14 protein-coding genes are annotated in these 17,945 nt (G+C 44.0%); 8 read left to right on the top strand and 6 right to left on the bottom strand.

Going from position 1 to position 17,945, the window contains the following annotated elements:
- Positions 1-72: 72 nt before the first annotated feature.
- A complete protein-coding gene (locus tag R8O70_RS17570; protein ID WP_258624099.1) occupies positions 73-1,272 on the bottom strand; it encodes a DUF5666 domain-containing protein in 1,200 nt (399 codons plus the stop codon).
- 89 nt (positions 1,273-1,361) lie between these two features.
- Between R8O70_RS17570 and R8O70_RS17565 the strand changes: the two genes are divergently transcribed.
- The 3 genes from R8O70_RS17565 to R8O70_RS17555 all read left to right on the top strand — a co-directional run bounded on the left by R8O70_RS17565 (position 1,362) and on the right by R8O70_RS17555 (position 4,310).
- The gene (locus tag R8O70_RS17565) at positions 1,362-2,030 is read left to right on the top strand and encodes a response regulator transcription factor (RefSeq protein ID WP_064369211.1); all 669 of its coding nucleotides are present in this window, start codon (positions 1,362-1,364) and stop codon (positions 2,028-2,030) included.
- The gene (locus R8O70_RS17560; RefSeq protein WP_258624096.1) at positions 2,002-3,243 is read left to right on the top strand and encodes a sensor histidine kinase; all 1,242 of its coding nucleotides are present in this window, start codon (positions 2,002-2,004) and stop codon (positions 3,241-3,243) included. Before R8O70_RS17565 ends, R8O70_RS17560 begins: the two co-directional genes overlap by 29 nt.
- 137 nt (positions 3,244-3,380) lie before the next feature.
- Positions 3,381-4,310, top strand: coding sequence for an SRPBCC family protein (locus tag R8O70_RS17555; protein ID WP_053307749.1), 930 nt, complete (start codon positions 3,381-3,383; stop codon positions 4,308-4,310).
- 146 nt (positions 4,311-4,456) lie between these two features.
- On the opposite strand, the gene R8O70_RS17550 is transcribed toward R8O70_RS17555, so the two are convergent.
- The 5 genes from R8O70_RS17550 to R8O70_RS17530 form a co-directional block, all read right to left on the bottom strand.
- Positions 4,457-4,912, bottom strand: a complete 456-nt coding sequence (locus R8O70_RS17550; protein ID WP_005375850.1) for a hypothetical protein — start codon at positions 4,910-4,912, stop codon at positions 4,457-4,459.
- 12 nt (positions 4,913-4,924) lie between these two features.
- Entirely contained in the window at positions 4,925-6,703 is a 1,779-nt protein-coding gene (locus R8O70_RS17545) for a S8 family peptidase (RefSeq protein ID WP_017634214.1), read from the bottom strand.
- A 249-nt stretch (positions 6,704-6,952) separates the two neighbouring features.
- Complete coding sequence (locus R8O70_RS17540) at positions 6,953-7,294, bottom strand: hypothetical protein (protein ID WP_025998581.1); 342 nt, start codon at positions 7,292-7,294, stop codon at positions 6,953-6,955.
- Positions 7,295-7,304: 10 nt separating this feature from the next.
- The gene (locus R8O70_RS17535) at positions 7,305-9,218 is read right to left on the bottom strand and encodes a tetratricopeptide repeat-containing diguanylate cyclase (RefSeq protein WP_258488019.1); all 1,914 of its coding nucleotides are present in this window, start codon (positions 9,216-9,218) and stop codon (positions 7,305-7,307) included.
- 610 nt (positions 9,219-9,828) lie between these two features.
- The gene (locus tag R8O70_RS17530; protein WP_158155229.1) at positions 9,829-11,085 is read right to left on the bottom strand and encodes an aromatic amino acid transport family protein; all 1,257 of its coding nucleotides are present in this window, start codon (positions 11,083-11,085) and stop codon (positions 9,829-9,831) included.
- A 379-nt stretch (positions 11,086-11,464) separates the two neighbouring features.
- Between R8O70_RS17530 and R8O70_RS17525 the strand changes: the two genes are divergently transcribed.
- From R8O70_RS17525 to R8O70_RS17505, 5 genes are all read left to right on the top strand, one after another.
- Entirely contained in the window at positions 11,465-11,899 is a 435-nt protein-coding gene (locus tag R8O70_RS17525; protein WP_054574324.1) for a GNAT family N-acetyltransferase, read from the top strand.
- Between the two features lie 293 nt (positions 11,900-12,192).
- A complete protein-coding gene (locus tag R8O70_RS17520; RefSeq protein WP_318184282.1) occupies positions 12,193-14,856 on the top strand; it encodes a nitrate reductase in 2,664 nt (887 codons plus the stop codon).
- Positions 14,857-14,876: 20 nt separating this feature from the next.
- Positions 14,877-15,782: a uroporphyrinogen-III C-methyltransferase gene (cobA, locus tag R8O70_RS17515; RefSeq protein WP_258624092.1), complete on the top strand. Its 906-nt coding sequence runs from the start codon at positions 14,877-14,879 to the stop codon at positions 15,780-15,782.
- Positions 15,779-16,732, top strand: a complete 954-nt coding sequence (locus R8O70_RS17510; protein ID WP_258624090.1) for a glycosyl transferase family protein — start codon at positions 15,779-15,781, stop codon at positions 16,730-16,732. Before cobA ends, R8O70_RS17510 begins: the two co-directional genes overlap by 4 nt.
- Positions 16,733-16,961: 229 nt before the next feature.
- The gene (locus R8O70_RS17505) at positions 16,962-17,879 is read left to right on the top strand and encodes a dienelactone hydrolase family protein (protein WP_258624089.1); all 918 of its coding nucleotides are present in this window, start codon (positions 16,962-16,964) and stop codon (positions 17,877-17,879) included.
- Positions 17,880-17,945: the final 66 nt, after the last annotated feature.

Here is a 17,945-nt window from a genome sequence, read left to right as displayed (position 1 = left end):
GCTTGGGAAGCAAAGTAAGGTGAAAAGAAAAAGTGCCATCGAAGTGACACTTTTTCTTAAGCGTAGAAGGGATTAGTTGTCGTAAACGTCTAACTCCACTTCACGGGCAATATTTTGGTTGTTAATGATCACACCTTCGACTTCGACACGAGCACCATTTAGGTTAAGTTCTTCAATGCCTTGGAAGCGTGTTTGTGCATCAATCACAACGGTGGTGTTACTTAGTACTTGATCAGCATCATTCTCACAATGCTCAACTTCAAACACTCTTGAATCAGCATCGTAGTTTGATACATAGCCTTCACATTCAAACTCTTTACCCCGCCATTGGTTGTCATTGTCAAACTCCGACCGCTCAAATTCGATGACGGTAGCTGTGCGTTTGCCATTTTTCATCACAGAGGTCACTTCTACTTCTTGACCTTGTTCTAGATTAGCTTTGCTACCATCCTCAAATCGTGTTGCGTTATCAATGAAGAAGGCTCCTCGATAGTTTAGAGAGAACTCACTATAATCCTTGGCAACCCAAGTCACGATACCTTCCACATCGCTGTCATTTTTTAGATCGTCGTAGTCTTCAACTTCTACCTCATGTGCCATGAAGATACCGTTTTGCATTTCACCTTCTACTTCCACCCATTGGCCGATGCTAAGTTGGCTAATGTTGTCGTAAGATACGGTTATATTTGTACCAAGCTCAAACGTGCCAGCATTTTCATCGGTACTAGTAATGCGACCTTCCAGTTCGTAGTAGCTTCCAAGGGCTGGGTAATCGTTATCTACGTCGATTTCGACCACAGACAACACTCGATAACCCGCATCAGCAGTTGGCAATGATGACACCATCACCCAGTCGTTGACCTCTATATCATCACTTAAACCGTCAAACTGCAGATCTACGCCGTTTACCGTAAATGTTTTCTTCACATGATCAATCGCTGTGACACGTCCTGTAATGGTTGGTTCAAGTGTGACTCGGACGCCATTATTCGAAGCTTGCCGAATATCTGACCCCACGCGAACCACCATTTTTGGTTTTACATCGGCCAGTTGCACTTGTGTGTCGTCATAAACCACCTCAGACACACGATACGTATGTCCATTGACGGTTAACGTGCTTTCTTCAGCGTTGACCGCTTCAACAGAGCCAATCGCTACACTTGGTTTCACTGCTGGTTGAGTTGGTGTGCTATCGCTATTGCTGCCACCACCTGAACCACCACAACCAGACAATGCCAAACCTACTACAGAAATAAGAGCGAGTTTTTTCATTGTATTAACCTCAATTTACGAGCGAGTTTAGGAAATTGCCTGTATCTTATTGGGCATATCGTGAAGAGATCGTGAAGAAATGTGATTTTATGAAAATTTTAATTGTAGATGACAACCATAACGTCTCGGAGACGATTGCAGACTATCTTGAGCTCGAAGGCATGATAATCGATTGTGCGTTTCATGGAGAGGCTGCGATTAAGTTAATCGAGGAAAATCATTACGATGTAATCATCATGGATATCATGATGCCGAAGCTCGATGGCATCAGTACGGTACAGAAGCTTCGACAAGATAAGTTATGTGGAACGCCAATTCTCTTCCTAACGGCAAAAGATACGCTAGATGACAAAATCGCGGCTTTTAAAGCGGGGGGAGATGACTATTTAATGAAGCCATTTGCGATGGAAGAGCTCAGTTTGCGTGCTCATGCTTTGGCTAATCGTGGTCCAAGACAAGATATCGGAACGCTCAAATTTGCAGATATTTGTTTAGATGCGCGTACAGGAAAAGTAACGAGAAAAGACAAAGAAATTAAGCTGAGTCGAATTCAAACTAAAATTTTAAAATTGCTCCTCCAACGTGCTCCAGCAGCGGTCTCGCGCACAGAAGTGATCGATAGTGTATGGGGAGACGAACCACCCGGAAGTGATGCACTTCGTAGCCATATTTACGGTTTAAGAACCGCGCTAGACAAAGGTTTTGAAGAATCACGATTAGAGACTATTCATGGACAAGGTTACCGACTTAAAGCATAACGAATATCCAAGCATTTATCGCAAGATCCGTTGGGGTTTTGGGGTCATGACGTTTGTGATGTTTACTCTTTTTTGGTCGCTGATTTATGTGGCAGAAAACAAACTGGAAGTGCTGAGTTTACATCACTGGCTAGATACTGAAGCTGCGCTTTATAGTGAGAATTTCGAGAAACAGGGCTGGGATGCGCCATTGCCAAACGTATTGGAATTCAACTCATATTGGAGTGAAGCACCGACACCCGATTGGTTGCTCTCTTTTACTTCACCTGGTTTTTACGAATACCTGCTTGGTGAAGAAGACAAACACTTTGTTGTATTGAGCCATCCCTCAGGGAAGGGGCTTATGTACATTGTGTTTCAAGATGACTCAGATGATTACTTGGACGAATACGAAAGCTCGCTGCATCAGTTTACGCTGCTGCTCGGTGGTTTGTTTTCATTTGTCATGGTTGGGTATGGTATTTACATGGTTCGAATATTGTCTCGGCCATTAGCGCAAATTGAAGACAAAATTAGCCAAATGTCACCGGATCAACCCGCTTTCCAAGTTGAAACTAAGTTCAGCGAAACACGCCAGATAGAGCAGACTTTGCTGGATAATAAGAACGATATCGCGGGCTATTTCAAACGAGAGCAAGAATTTAGCCGTTTTGCATCGCATGAGTTGAGAACGCCAATCATGGTGATTAAAGGCTCAACAGACATTCTGACGCGTATTCCTGATCAACCTCGAGTTGCGCAAAAAGCCATCACGAGGATGCAGTCAGCTTGTGACGAAATGCGTGTACTGACAGAAGCGTTTCTCTTACTTGGTAAAGAGAAAATAGAGCCTCAGCATTACGGAGAGCATCAGCTTCTCACTTGTTTACAAAAACAGTTGGAAGAGCTAGCTCCTTTATTTGCCAAGCAAGATTCGAATTACGCTTTGCACGAACAACATAGTGGTGTAGTGAAGGCACCAGAGAGTTTTGTGACCATTGTTATCAACAATCTGATTAAAAACGCCTTTAGCTATAGTGTGGGAGATATTGAAATTGAGTTGAAAGGTCATGCGCTTAAGATCCTAAACCGTCACGATGGCAACGAGACGTACAACGCTGGTTATGGTTGTGGGCTTGTTATCGTACAACGAATATGTGAACGGATGGGGTGGGCGTTAGTACTGGACGATGATGGTGTTCGATTTAGTGCAAAAGTGGAGTTCTGCTCTTAGCTTTGCGCGTATTGATTCAAGTGAGAATTAACGCTCTGGATTTTTCTTGTCGTACGCATCTAACCCGTAGTCAAACAAGAAAAAACTGGAATTTGAATTAGACTGAAGTTAGTGAAGCGGAAACTCGAGGAACCGTTATGCTCTCTTATCAGGTCAGCCGAAGTATTGAAATTAATAAGAATCAAAGTGAAATTATTGGCTATCTCAAGAACTTCAATAACTGGCCCAGCTGGTCACCATGGATCATTCTTGAACCAAGCTGCGAGCTGACATTCAGTGATAATCAGGGCCACGTTGGAGCTGGTTATCAATGGAATGGTCAGCGTATTGGGACTGGCGCGATTGTACTGGAAAGTACTCAAGAGCATCGATTAGATATGGAGCTACATTTCTTTCGCCCAATCAAGAGCCATGGAAAGGTGACTCTAATCGTGACGCCGTCACAAAATGGCTGTTTAGTCGAATGGCAAATGCAATCTCGCGTCCCTTGGTATCTGTTCTTTCTGAAAAGTATGTTTAAGTCGATGATAGAGATGGATTATCAACGTGGGTTACGCATGCTCAAAAGTAAGCTTGAAACCGGAAGAGTGCATTCAGACTTAGTCGAAATAGGTAACCGAACGTTGCCTCAAATTCATTACATTGGGATCAAGGGTGTGGCTAGCTTGCAGGAATTAGGTTCGGTAATTGAGAAGCATGTTCAGCAACTAGAACAGTTAATTAGTGACGAAACCCTATCCGTGAATGGTGAATTGTTTTGTTATTACCAGTCGATGGATATGCAGAAAGGTACATTCGAGTTTATCACTTGCTTTCCTCTTCATAACTCAGTACCAGCGCCTCAAGGGGCGGTTACCGGTACCATTCCTGAGAGTGAAACATTTGTCGTTGAACACCGAGGTGAATATCAGTTTTTGGGAAATGCATGGGCTTTAGCGATGAACTTGGTTCGTCAGAGTGATATGAAAGTCAAAACCAGTCCTTTAGGAATCGAACGCTATCTGAATAGCCCGAAGGAAACCACGGAAGAAGAGCTAAGAACGGAAATTATTTTGTTTAAGAAATGACAGGCGCAGGCGAGTAGGGTGTTTAGGTATCATACTGGTTATGCGAAATGTTATTAAAGAATAATAGCCTATCTGTTCCTACCCATAAAAATGCCTCAGCAATCGCTGAGGCATGGTTTTACAGGCCAACTTCTCTTGTTAGAGAATTATTGTGCACGGTATTTACCGCTGTTTAGTTCAATTTTAGACGCTTTTACCCGGCTGTCTGCGTTTAGGTAGTCGCTAATACTTAGCAGATCTTGATCTTGAGATGCTTTTAACACCGCTGATTCCCCCTCTGCGAAGATAACTTCTAATTTTAACTCTTTGGCGACTGCTTTCGCTTCGTTAGGATTGTTTACGGTGATATAAACCAGTCCAGTGGCTTTGGATACGTTACTAAACGCATTCTTAAACACCTCATCACCCGCTTGAAGTTTTACGTCTTCAGATAGGGTTCTAATAGTGCCAGTTTGCACTTTTCGATAATCTTGGCCATTAATCTCAACCGCTTCTGATGGCACAAACAGTTCTGGTGCAGGCTGTTGAGAGAGCTGTTGCTCAGCGTATACACTCGACGTCATGATAACGAGAGCCAGCATAGAAAATGATTTGTATTTCATGTTATTGACTCCTTAGTGTCCAAATATGCGCATCGACCAGTTCTTAATAACACCGGGCTGAGCGTTGTTTGCCATCGGAACGTCATAGATGGTGGAAGAGTTGAAATATGCAATGTAAGAATAGACTTCATCGCCGTTCGTATCTATTGCTCGCAACGTCCATTCGCCTTTTGCATCTTCGCCATAAAATTGGTTAGACAACATTAATTGATCTTTGTAGCCAGTAATCGATGAATCAAGAGATTGACCAACAAGACCATTGCGCGGTGTTTGCAAAACGGAACGAGTCCCTGATGGCGAAATGAGCTCGATAGCTAAGTCGGGCAGACGAGCGTGGTCCAGTGTCAATGTCACTTGAACGGATTCTACTGTCAGCTCATCGGCAATGGCGATACTTGAAGAACCACCAACTAGACTTGCATCGGGTACACTTACTTCTGTAGCGTTATTAACCCATGGCGTAATGACTTGAGTTGGCAAAACACGATTCGTCATGCGAGCACGTTGCATCGCTTCATCTAAATCTACAGCGCCGAAGCCATAAAAAGTATGGAAATCTACGCCTGCTGCGTTTTTCTGCCAAGGGGCAATTGCCTCGTAGCTAACCTGTTCACCATTATGGTTAGTAAATTCAAGCTGTACGCCTGGATGCGCTTTATCCGTTACTTTTGCTGTCTCCGCTAGTAAAGCACGTACATCACGAGCAGAAAGTGCGTGGTTGGTTGACATGATTGCCGCGATGGCACCCGATGTGTTCGGCGCAGCCGATGAGGTTCCATTCATCGTACTGGTATAGTTGCAGTTCGGATCGAGCTCCGTTCCGCCGTGTAACCCATTAATGCCAAGGCCATCACTGGTATTTTGCCCTTCTTCACAACCCATTAAATCAGTGGTGACCATAGCAGGGAAATCTTGCCCATATTCACCTGCTGGTGCTGCAACCCACACGTTCGACCCCACCGATGAGTAACTCGCTCGCGTACCATCCGCTCGTAGTGCACTAGTGACTAAATTGAAGTAATTGGCGTTATCATAAGACTGAGCAGAGTTGTGCATCGGTAAGCCTTGATTGTCTCCACCAGCAAAGAAGTTACTTGGCAATACGAAGAATCGCCCTGTATTGAAATAGCGGTAACCATTACCTGCTGACTTTACAAATACAGCACCTCGACCCCAGGCGTTACTCTCGCTGACGTTTTTCATCACGTCCATTTCAAGTTTTAGTTGAGGGTCGCTTTCATCAAAAGTAATCGGGTTTATAGGGCTGAAACCGTAACTTTGGTTAAATACGCGAACATCGCGTGTTGCTGGGTCCATGCCATGGGAGATTAACCAGCCTTCTAATGTCTGGTTGGCTAACCAGTTAAAACCGATGAGGGAAGAGTGAGAAGCGACACCGCGTCCGCCTTCACCGTTGTTGCCGACGGCGCTAATCAAACCGGCTACAGCAGTGCCATGACCATTAGTATCAACCGGATAACTTGGTGGGAATGAAGAGTCTTCGACGAAGTTTCTGCTACCTGTAACTATATTACCTGCAAGGTCGGGGTGATCGATCTGAACTCCAGAATCAATGACGGCAACTTTCACACCAACACCTGCAATCCCCATTGCCTGAGTGAGCCTAGTGTTTAAGTCGTTCCCAGCAACAGCAGGATTAGCCGCAAACGCAGTTTGCCCCGTGTTGTCTAAGTGCCATTGTTCAGAATAGAGTGGATCAAACGCCGAGACGGCAGGTGCAATGCCTACTGCCAACATAGCAGCAAATAGGCGATTAATGCGTATTTCCATTTTTGACCTCATGTCTTTGTTTGGAATTTTTTAGTTCCTGTTTCATATTCCGCTAACAGGAACAAACAAAGCTAACGACAAAGAATAAGGACGAAAACCATTTACAACTTGTTTACATTAAAAGTTCGATGGACAACATAAGTCTTTGTTAATTTACTGAAACCATGAGGTTTTTATATGTCGCATCGAACATGCATGAAAAATGAAAAGCAGAAAATACGAGTGTACCGTCTGCTTCAAGATGGTGGGTTATTTAGTTGAAGCGGGTTGAATAGTTGCGATTGGTTTCTTGGGTTCGGCTTTTTTCTTAGGCAGCACGTTATCAATCCACTTTTTAATGTACAACTTATCGAATTCTTTATCACACCACTTTTTGTTTAATCCACGTCGATTGAACTCAGCACCAATCGCCACTTTGGTTTGGTTAGTTGCACGGTTGTAGTAGAGAGTTTCACATAGTTGAGTGTTACTCATTTGCTGGGCATACACGTTGACACTGCTGCTGCGCATTCCCAGTTGAGATGCTTGCTGATTACTACACGCCATAAGAAATAGAGGCGCAAAAGTAATAATGATTAGATTTTTTTTCATGTGTGCTTTTTTATGATGTAGGATGAATGACGAACTGGTTTCTACCAGCTTGCTTCGCATCATACAAAGCTTGGTCTGCCAAGAAAAACCATTGATCCCATTCTTGTTTAATTATTTGTGCCGACAGTTTGTCCACTGCTCCAAGGGAAATTGTCGCGTTTAATGGTTTAGAGTCAACCACCAATGGCGTGTTTTCAACAGTATATCTCAATCGCTCCAAAAACTTAGCGCAATCTTCAGCTCGCTGTACTTCGAATAATAGGACAAACTCTTCTCCACCCCAACGAATGAGTAGGTCACCAGAGCGAGTGGATTCATTAAATAGCGTGGCAATATGAGTCAGCATTTTATCGCCAATATCGTGTCCATATTGATCATTAAAGGTTTTAAAATGATCAACATCTAAAACTGCTAAGGCAAATGTTCTATCTGGGCTTCTACGAGCCATTTTGTCCAGCCAAATGTGAAGATAGCGACGGTTATGCAGTTGAGTTAACGGATCGGTAGTATTTTCTTGAGTGAGTGCTTTATTAATACGTCTAACGCGCAGTACGTAACGAAAACCAACGACACCAATTGCCGTAATAGCGATAAAGTAGAACATTTCTCGATAGCGCTGCGAACGCAGTTCAGACGCTTGTAGCGCATTTTTTGTTTCTAGCAATTTGAGTTCTTTCTGGGCTAACTTAGCTTCGAGATCAAACTTAATGTTAATCATCTCTTCACCATGAATATGATGAGAAAACTCAGCCTCCAGCTCTCTTAATTGGGTTAAATAATGAAAAGCGGCTTCATAGTCATTAAGAATTTGATGAGCGTTTACCAGTACCGAAAGCATATCAATACGCTGCCGCAGCTCTAATTCACTGGTTGACTTGGTTTGTTCTAGAACGTTAAGCGCTGTTGTAATAGCTTTATCGTATTGTTTGTTTGCGAGGTAAGCCTCTGCAAATGCCTCGTAACAAGACGTTTTTAGCATTTCTAGATTTTTTGGAATGGGCAGGTCTACGCAACGCTGTGCGACCATTAATGCATCATCAATTTTTCCTACCGAGCTCAACATTTGTGAAAAGCTGGATAAAGAGTGGTGCTTGACTGTGTCAGACCCCGTTTGCATTGAAAGTCGAATGGCTTCATTGAAATAATATTCCGCTTTTTTGTTATCTCCGAGGCTCGAGTGAACGATGCTAAGGTTTGCGTAGATAACCCCCATAAAAAAGCTATTATCGTATTGATATTCGCTCTCTAGGTAAGTGTCGAGAGCTTGCGTTAGGTAGCTGTTGGCCCGAGCCCAATCTGATGCGTCGATGTAGACCGTCCCAATGTTGTTCAGTGTCATCGCGACTTGTATTTCAAATACTGTTTTTTCTAATAACTCATAGGCATTGCGATAATATTTTAGGCCACTGCGTAGTTGATTTCGAGATACTTCTAGATTGCCTAACCAGCGGTAAGCACGGCCTTCTAATGCTAGATAACCAAGATCACGGGCTGTAGAAACAACGTCATGGAGTAACAATTCTGCGTTCCAGTTATCGTCTTGCTCAATCATTGTTACAGCCTTATTGAGCTGTGCTTCAGCGACGACCCATTCCAAATGGTGCTTTTTACCGAATTCGATTAAATCGGGCATATCTTTCGGTAATGGAACGCCTTCGTAACGCTTAAGGTACTTTCGTGCAAAGTAATACAGAGCAAGAGACTCCGCTGATGCATTCTGTGGCGCATTTAACTCATCTTTTTGAATTGATCGCGGCTTACCCATCGAGCGAAAGTAGAGTTTTAACATGGGCTTGCTTTCTGCTGAAATGTGTTCTTCCAGATAAGCTTGCTTTTCAGTACTCGCCAGTACGTTGGTGGGATGCAAGAAAAGTCCAAGTGCAGTACAAAGTGCGCAAGCCAGTGTTTTAATTGAGAAGTGCATGAGCGTATTAATAAAATGTGATCTCTTAACCGAATACCAGTTAAGTCTACCATTTCTTGTTGGTTAAGTGCGGATGGATTCCCAGTGGCAAAGTGTTTTGGGAGTGAGATACGAGAAGGATCTCTATAATATTATGATTTATAAATCAAAATCTATTGAAAACTTATGCAATGATTAGGCGATGGTATAGACAAGGTAACGATGACGGGTAGGCGAGCATATTCGGTGGACTCAATCTAGTGATTTAAGCCGCGGATTCATCGCTCGAAATCAGGGTGAAGTGTAAAAAATTACGTTTCTGTCATAAATATTTAATGTTTGTATGGGTTGTTAAAAAACTGGATATTAGACATAGTGTTATTAAGCCAATAAAAAATGGCTTTTATAATAAATAGGAGATTAACTATGCATAATGAAATGATTCAACCTTCGCACTTCGGCATTATCGGCCGTACCTGCATTGCTTCAGTACTTATGATTGCGGGTGTTTTCGCTCTTATTTAAGAGTCAAGGGTAACGATGATTACCTTTTAAAGAGTAAGAAAATTCAGGGAATCACCTTAACCTTGTGTAAGGTATTCCCCTGAAAATCCAAGCTAGTCTTTAGTTATTAGCTGAAGAAGCTAAAAATCAATGCACTTACCGCCACAATGCCTGCTGCTAGAACAAAGTAAGTAGAGATATTTCCTCGATATTGTTTCATCGCCTCGATTTTATACACCGCTAACATTGGCATAATAAATAAGATCATTGCAATAACAGGCCCTGACAATGCTTCCATCATACCAAGAATACTTGGGTTCATGATCGCCGCCGCCCAGATTGAGAAGAACAGTGCTGCCACGCTGATACGATCAACACGCTTCTCAGGTAGGTTAAAATGCTTGTTAATTAAACCATTTAAGCTTTCACGCGCACCTAAAAAATGCCCAAGGAAAGATGAAGTGATAGCGACAAACGCTACTAAAGGACCAAGTGTTGCAATAAATGGATTATCGGTTGCGTTCGCTAAGTAAGACAATACGGATACGTTTTGTTCTTTTGCTTGAGCCAATTGTTCAGGTGACAGTGTTAGCACACAGGAAAATACAAAAATAAGAACAAAGGCAATCAGCATGATGCTAGTGCGACGAAGAATAACTTCGGATTTGGCATCTGCCTGCTTACCGTAATGGCGACGTTGTACATTTGCAAAGCTTGAAATTGCAGCTGCGTGACTAAACGAGAAAATCACTACAGGAACTGCTAACCACATAGTGCTAGCAAAAGCTGACGCTTCTGGCACATCCATGACAGGCATGGTCCAGTTCGGTATTAAGTAAAATGATAGAAAGGCAAGAATGGCAACAAGTGGGAACACCATAATGGCAAAGGCCCGTAGCATTACTTTTTCACCCGCCATCATAATAGCAATTAGTGCAAACACTAGTACGCCAGAAAGCAAAGGTCTAGGTAAAGAAGCCATATCAGCCTGATTTACCATGAAGCTATCTACTGTGTTTGTTATTCCAACACCATATATCAACAGGATCGGGAAGATCGAAAGAAAATACAGTAGTGAAATAGAACGGCCTGCTTTTGCGCCGAAGTGCTCTTCCACTACATCAGTGAAGTCTGCGTTTTTGATCTTAGAAGATAGTACAAAACGAGCTAAGCCACGGTGCGCAAGATAGGTCATTGGAAAAGCAAGTACTGCCATCGCGACTAAAGGCCAAAAACCACCAATCCCAAGGTTAATTGGCAGAAACAGGATGCCTGCGCCAACGGCTGTTCCAAATAGGCTAAGAACCCAATGTGTATCATGTTTTGACCAAGCTGTGGTTGTGTTTATTTCACTAGGATTTAAGGCATTTCGAGATTCTTTCACTTTAAAACTCGCTTTTATAAAAATAATAATGCTGAAAATGGTAAAGGTTTTAGTGTTTATTATCACACGCGAAGCTTGGTGAATAATGCTGTGAATTTGGGGTGGTTGTAAATTATCCAACTATGAATTTTTCAATAAACCAGAATAAAGTTCTTAAATTTAATGCGTTTAATGGTTGTATGTGTTGAAATTTTCATCTTGTGTGGTTTTTGATTTTGCGGTTAAAACTTAATCACGGATGTATGTTCTAAGTGAGTTAGGCCTAATTTTCAGGAAGAATATTACATTTCTTAAGCACTTAATTGAGATGTTTGTGTCCCGTCATTTAGATGAGATTTAGGTATACTGCTGCCATTCATGTTAAAGAAGGAGTCATTGAATGGACATCTTGTCTGCGCAAAAAGAGGACTTATTTGCCATATATAAGCTCGAAAATACTTTATTTGGAGAACACGCCTATCCTCAATTTTTCTTTCGGCAAGCTTTTGATTGTTGGGGAGAGACCTTACTGGTAGCAAAAGAGGGAGAGCAGGTCGCAGGGTATATATTGCTAACGACTAGCACAAATGCACATCAATATTGGATCATGTCATTGGCCGTCGATATTCAACATAGAGGTAAAGGTATTGCGCGTTCCCTCCTAGAAAACGTTATTGCGCCGTTGACGTTAGGCTCAAGCGTGAAATTGACTGTCGATCCTAAGAACCAACCTGCATTGTCTTTATACCTCTCCCTTGGCTTTAAAACGTTAGAAGAAGAAGCGCATTATTTTGGTGACGAAGAATCCAGGTTAGTCATGGAATTAGTAAAGTAATACTGCACGATAATGACCGAAATTTGCACACAATCAGTGCGTAGCATTACGTTGCTATAATTGGTTTTAAGCTAACCTTTTGTATAGTAATGGTTTTTAATCTTGGCACCTCACTTGCTTTACATAAACGTTCATCGATAACTCGATGCACCGCTCTCAATAGCAGGCGAGAGCGGTATAGGGTATTACTTTTTGAAAATGTACTAACAGCGTTAAAGGCATTGCTGCCTCTCTCGATTCGGGAGAGGCTTTTTTTTTGCTAGTAAGTTGGGCTGAATCGCACTGGAGGTGTTATGTCGCAAGGATGCAAAAAAACCACTTGTCCCTATTGTGGTGTTGGATGTGGTGTCGAGGTCAATGCGAAAGGAATCGTTGGGGATGCGTGTCATCCTGCAAATGCGGGATCACTGTGCGTAAAGGGCGTCGCGTTGGCAGAGAGCTTGAATATGCCTTCGCGCTTGCTGTATCCAAAGCTTGTCACCAAGCTGCGACCTCAAGGGCAAGAAGTGCAATGGCAACAAGCCACGGATCTGATTGCAGAAAAGATTCATCAAGCGAAAGCAGAGTTTGGATCGGATTCCGTCGCGATGTATGTGTCAGGGCAGTTGTTGACGGAAGACTATTACGTCGCCAACAAACTCATGAAAGGCTATGTTGGCAGCGCAAACATCGATACTAACTCGCGTTTGTGTATGTCTTCGGCGGTTGCGGCTCATGTACGAGCATTTGGTGAAGATGTCGTTCCCGTCAATTACGACGATATTGATAAGACTGAGCTATTGATAATTTGCGGTGCTAATACCGCTTGGACGCATCCTGTTTTATTTCGACGTATTCAACAAGCGAGAGAGAACAATCCTAACCTCAAGCTGGTGGTCATTGACCCGCGTGAAACAGTCACAGCGCAGCAAGCGGATTTGCATCTACCGATTAAAAACGATGGGGATGTGTCACTTTTTAATGGGTTGCTCAAGTTTCTTATCGAGCAGCAATGTATTGATTCTGAATACATAAACTCCTATACCGACGGGTTTGATGCGCTTGCAGAAGAAGTGTCTGACTTTCGTTACGATGTCACTAATCTAACGTCTTCCATTGGGATTTCAGAAGAAAAACTCACGACATTCTTCCAATGGTTTGCACAAAGCCCAACCGCAATCACGTTGTTTTGCCAAGGGGTTAACCAAGCCGAAAATGGTGTCGATAAAGGCAATGCCATTATTAATGCACATTTGGCGTCAGGTAAAATTGCCAAGTCAGGTTGTGGGCCATTTTCTATTACAGGTCAGCCGAATGCGATGGGTGGGCGAGAAGTCGGTGGATTGGCCAATCAGTTAGCGGTTCATCGTGCTTTTGACGCAGAGTCTATCAAGCAAGTGCAGGTGTTTTGGGATTCGCCAGAAATTGCCACTCAGCCCGGTTTAAAAGCCGTTGAGCTGTTTGAGGCGGTAGAACGTGGTGAGATTAAAGTTCTGTGGATCATGGCAACCAATCCCGTTGTCTCTTTACCAGATAACCAATTGGTAAAACGTGCACTAGAGATTTGTCCGTTTGTGATTGTTTCCGATATCACAGCGGATTCGGATGTAGCGCATTTTGCGGATCTGTTGCTGCCCGCCGCTGGTTGGGGTGAGAAGCAAGGCATGGTGACCAACTCTGAGCGTCGACTTTCAAGGCAGCGCCAGTTTCAAACGCCTCCGGGTGAAGCAAAATCAGATTGGTGGGCGATAAGCCAAGTTGGACAAGCTTTGTGTGCATTGGAAAAGACACAAAATGGCTTTGCGTTTACTTCTGAGCGGGCGGTATTCAGGGAATATGCCGCGATGACAGGCATGAATGCAGATTCGCCATTGAAGCTAGATCTTTCTCAATACGCCAACTTAACCGAGCAAGAATACGAAGAGTGGGTACCGACACAATGGGGAGGAGAGCGTCCTTTTGCTGATGGAATCTATTCGCACCCAGATGGAAAAGCGCGTTTTGTCGTGACCAGTGAATCTCCAACGCGTTTAGAAAGAACAAAAGGCTGGTGGCTCAATACTGGCAGGCAACGAGACCAATGGCATACCATGACGCGCACAGGTCATATCGCACACCTTGCCGCCTCTGAGTTAGAACCAACCGTGTACATGAACACACTCTCTGCCACTCAAAATCGCTTAAAAGCAGGACAACTCACCAAGCTGTTTCAGTCTACTTCAAACACCGGTATTTATGCCAAAGTTGCCATTGATGAAGGTTTGGGTTTTCAGGAGCTGTTTATGTCAATGCACTGGGCGGGTCGATATGGCGGTGAAAGCGGTGTTAACGCAATAGTAAACAGCGCAAAAGACCCTATTTCTGGGCAGCCTGCGTTTAAGTCGTCTTATGTTGAAGTGCAAGACGCAGCGGTCAAAACCTACGGTATGTTCATCGGTACACAGTTTGATTCCGGAAAGTTTCTCTACAGCGCATTTCAAGCAGAAAGCAATTTGGGCATTTGGCGCTTTGCACACGATAAGCGACCAAAGAAGCAGAGTTTTTGTCGAACGGAAAAGAGCCGCAGAATTACGATAGATATTGCCCAAGGTTGGCTAGCGGTGGATTACGACCTTGTTGGAGACGTTCGTATCATTCGTTCTGTTTTAGTGGTGTCTAGTGAACCGATTCAAACCGACTACACCAACTTTACCGGCTTGATTGGCAAGCCAATGGAGCTATCGCAACTGCTTACCATCACTCAATCGCAAAGCAGTGCCAAACTGGTTTGTAGTTGTTTCCGTGTTACTGATAAACAAATACATGACGCGATGGAGAAGCAAGACTGCACTTCACTGACTCAACTTCAAAACAAACTCAAATGCGGCACTAACTGTGGCTCGTGCGTTTCTCAAATCAAACAAATGGTCGACAGCCATCAGCATCAAAAGGGCAAACAGCAAGCGAACCAGCAAAGTCTGGCTATTCAAATAAAGTAAGTCATAAAGAGGATAAGCACATGGAAGCGTCTTATCAAAAGTCTTGGTTTAAGAAAGGACAAGCGAGTCAGAAACAAGAACGCTCGTCTCGCTTTTCTAAGCATGATCAAGCAAGCAAACTGAACCAACTTTTAGAAAATCACTCCACAGATCTAGATGCGAACCACAAAGGTTTTGTCTCGATTGTTGGAGCAGGGCCGCACGATCCTGACTTGTTAACGGTAAAGGCTGTGAAAGCGATTATGTCGGCAGAGGTTCTGCTGTACGACCGTTTGGTTAACAAAGATATTTTGGAGTTGGCTTCGCCACAAGCCGATTGGATTTACGTGGGCAAACGATGCGGACAACCTAGTATTGGTCAGGAAGAAATTTGTGACTTGATGGTATCGCTCGCTCAGCAAGGAAAGCGAGTTGTACGCTTAAAAGGGGGAGATCCTTTCGTATTTGGCCGTGGAGGTGAAGAGGCATTAGCACTCGTAAAACAATCAATCGCTTACGAAGTCATCCCCGGTATTACTGCTGCGATTGGGTGTTCCGCAAACAGCTTGATTCCGCTGACTCATCGTGGCGTTGCTCGCAGCGTTACCTTTGTGACAGGGCAAGTGGTAACAGGCGCATTTGAGGCTTGGAGCCAACTGATGCAAAGCGGACAAACGTTAGTCTTCTATATGGGGTTAGAAAAGTCATCGCAAATACAAACGGGTTTATTAGGCTCCGGTTTGAGAGAAGATTTCCCTGTCGCGATCATCACTCATGGTTGCAGCCCTCAACAACGAGTGCACGTTACACAACTCAATCAGCTCAATGATTTATCGATTACACTTAAAGGCGTGAGTCCAGCATTGATTGTGATGGGAGAAGTTGTCAAACTGCGCGAACAACTAATAGAAACCGTACAGTCAGTGACGAAATACGAGGGAATATGAGCAGCATTTTGGAATGTATTAGAACAGTCGGTCGTGGCGAACGTGGTAGAAAACCACTGAACTTTGACCAAGCGTTTCGAGTTATGGATGAATACCTAAACGGTGAGTGCGATGACGATCAGATGGCAATGTTATTGATGCTGATTCGTGTACAGAACGAGACTCAACAAGAAATCGCCGGCTTTGTGAAAGCATTCCAATCCCGCATGCCTGCTATTGGTGCAGACATCGACTGGCCATGTTATGCAGGTAAACGTGAAGCGGCAGGTCAACCTTGGCACCTGTTGGCAGCGAAGATCCTCGCCGATAATGGCCATAAAGTGCTGATGCATGGTTATCACGACCGTCAATCTGGTCGTTTGCATGCTGAAGATTACCTCGACAAGTTTGCTATCAAGAAAGCGGAATCAGCCGAAGACTCAAAACGTGTCTTAGACACACAAAACATCGTGTATCTGCCGCTCAGTGCGTTCGCTCCTCAAGCAGAAACCATGATCGGTTGGAAGAATCGTTATGGGCTTAGAACGCCGATTAATACTGTGGTTCGAGCATTGAATCCGGGGCAGGCGACGGTTGGTATTCGTGGTAGCTTCCATCCTGGATTCCAACAACTTCATGCTGAAGTCGAATACGAGATTGGTCAAACCGCTCATGCTGTTGTGTCCTTCAAAGGACAATCGGGTGAGTCAGAATACAACCCGAAAGTAAGCCAAACGGTCTGGTTAAGCCAAACAAGCGGCGTGACATCGCACTACTGGACGGAGCAAATGCTGTCTGAGGTGACAATGCCTGCGAACTGCCCGTTTGGGACGTCAGAAGATGACATGAACCAAATGGCGAATACGGTTCTTGCCACCATGACAGTGGTGCTATTTGCACAAATGCACGACAGAGAAAAAGCATTCGAACGAGCCTTCTCTTACTGGCAAGCCTATTGCGCCCAGCAATGACGCACTATTGTCAATTAATGTAAAACCAACGACGCAAAGTTGTTGAATCTGAATCCATTATCTATTGTTTGAAGAAGGTAAAAGATCCTAGCTCGCCAATGATGTGTTTCACCACCTTGCTCCGTATCAGAGTGGTGAAACCGCAGTTTTAGCCTCAATCGCGTTCGTTTCTCGCTGCGCTTTTGAGAATGAGAAAATCCCATATGGTAAGACACAGAGGACATGGATAATGGTTCTAAAGCATACCACTCCTAGTGAAAAGGCTTCTCACCCAATCCCGCAAGAAGCCTTCGATTGGTACGACGAATACGCCCACGGAAAAATCACGCGCCGTGAGTTTCTTAACAGGCTGGGTGGCCTTGCGGTGCTTGGCTTTAGCATGACAGCACTGGTCGATGCGTTAACCCCGAATTACGCACTCGCAGAACAAGTTTCATTTAACGATCCTGACATCAAAGCAACTTACGAAACCTTTCCATCTCCAAATGGGCATGGAGAAGGGCGTGGTTATTTGGTGATGCCACAGAAGAAGACCTTAAAATCGCCGGCCGTGTTGGTGATTCATGAAAATCGAGGTCTGAACCCTTATATCAAAGATGTCGCAAGACGAGTTGCAAAAGACGGCTTTATTGCTTTCGCTCCAGACGCGCTTTATCCACTCGGCGGCTATCCGGGGAACGACGATGAAGGTCGCGCGATGCAGAAAGAGATGGACAGAGACAAGATCGAACAAGACTTTATTGCAGCCGCTAACTTCCTCAAACAATACGAGGGTGGCAACGGTAAATTGGGCGCGGTTGGATTCTGCTTCGGTGGATACATTGTCAACATGCTTGCAGCGGTAATGCCTGAAGAGCTCGATGCAGGTGTGCCTTTCTATGGAACACCCGCGGCTCAAGAGATCCAAAAGCAAGTCAAAGGGCCATTGATGATTCACTTTGCAGGGCTCGATAAGCGTGTTAACGACACATGGCCTGCTTATGAGCAGCAATTGATCGCAACCGACGCACAGTATCAAGCGTTAATGTATGAGAACGTCAACCACGGCTTCCATAACGACTCAACAGCACGCTACGCACCGGAAGAAGCAGCACTCGCTTGGGAGCGCACACTCGGCTTCTTCAAAGAACATCTCGCCTCTAGTTAAAATGCTTCAGCTTTAGTTGGCACATTCCTTGTTATGTCTCTCTTAGTGAGTGAGATATAAACAAGG

The organism is Vibrio sp. 779(2023) (genome assembly GCF_033344285.1).
GTDB classification, from domain to species: domain Bacteria; phylum Pseudomonadota; class Gammaproteobacteria; order Enterobacterales; family Vibrionaceae; genus Vibrio; species Vibrio alginolyticus.
This window is presented reverse-complemented; position numbering and strand designations above follow the sequence as displayed.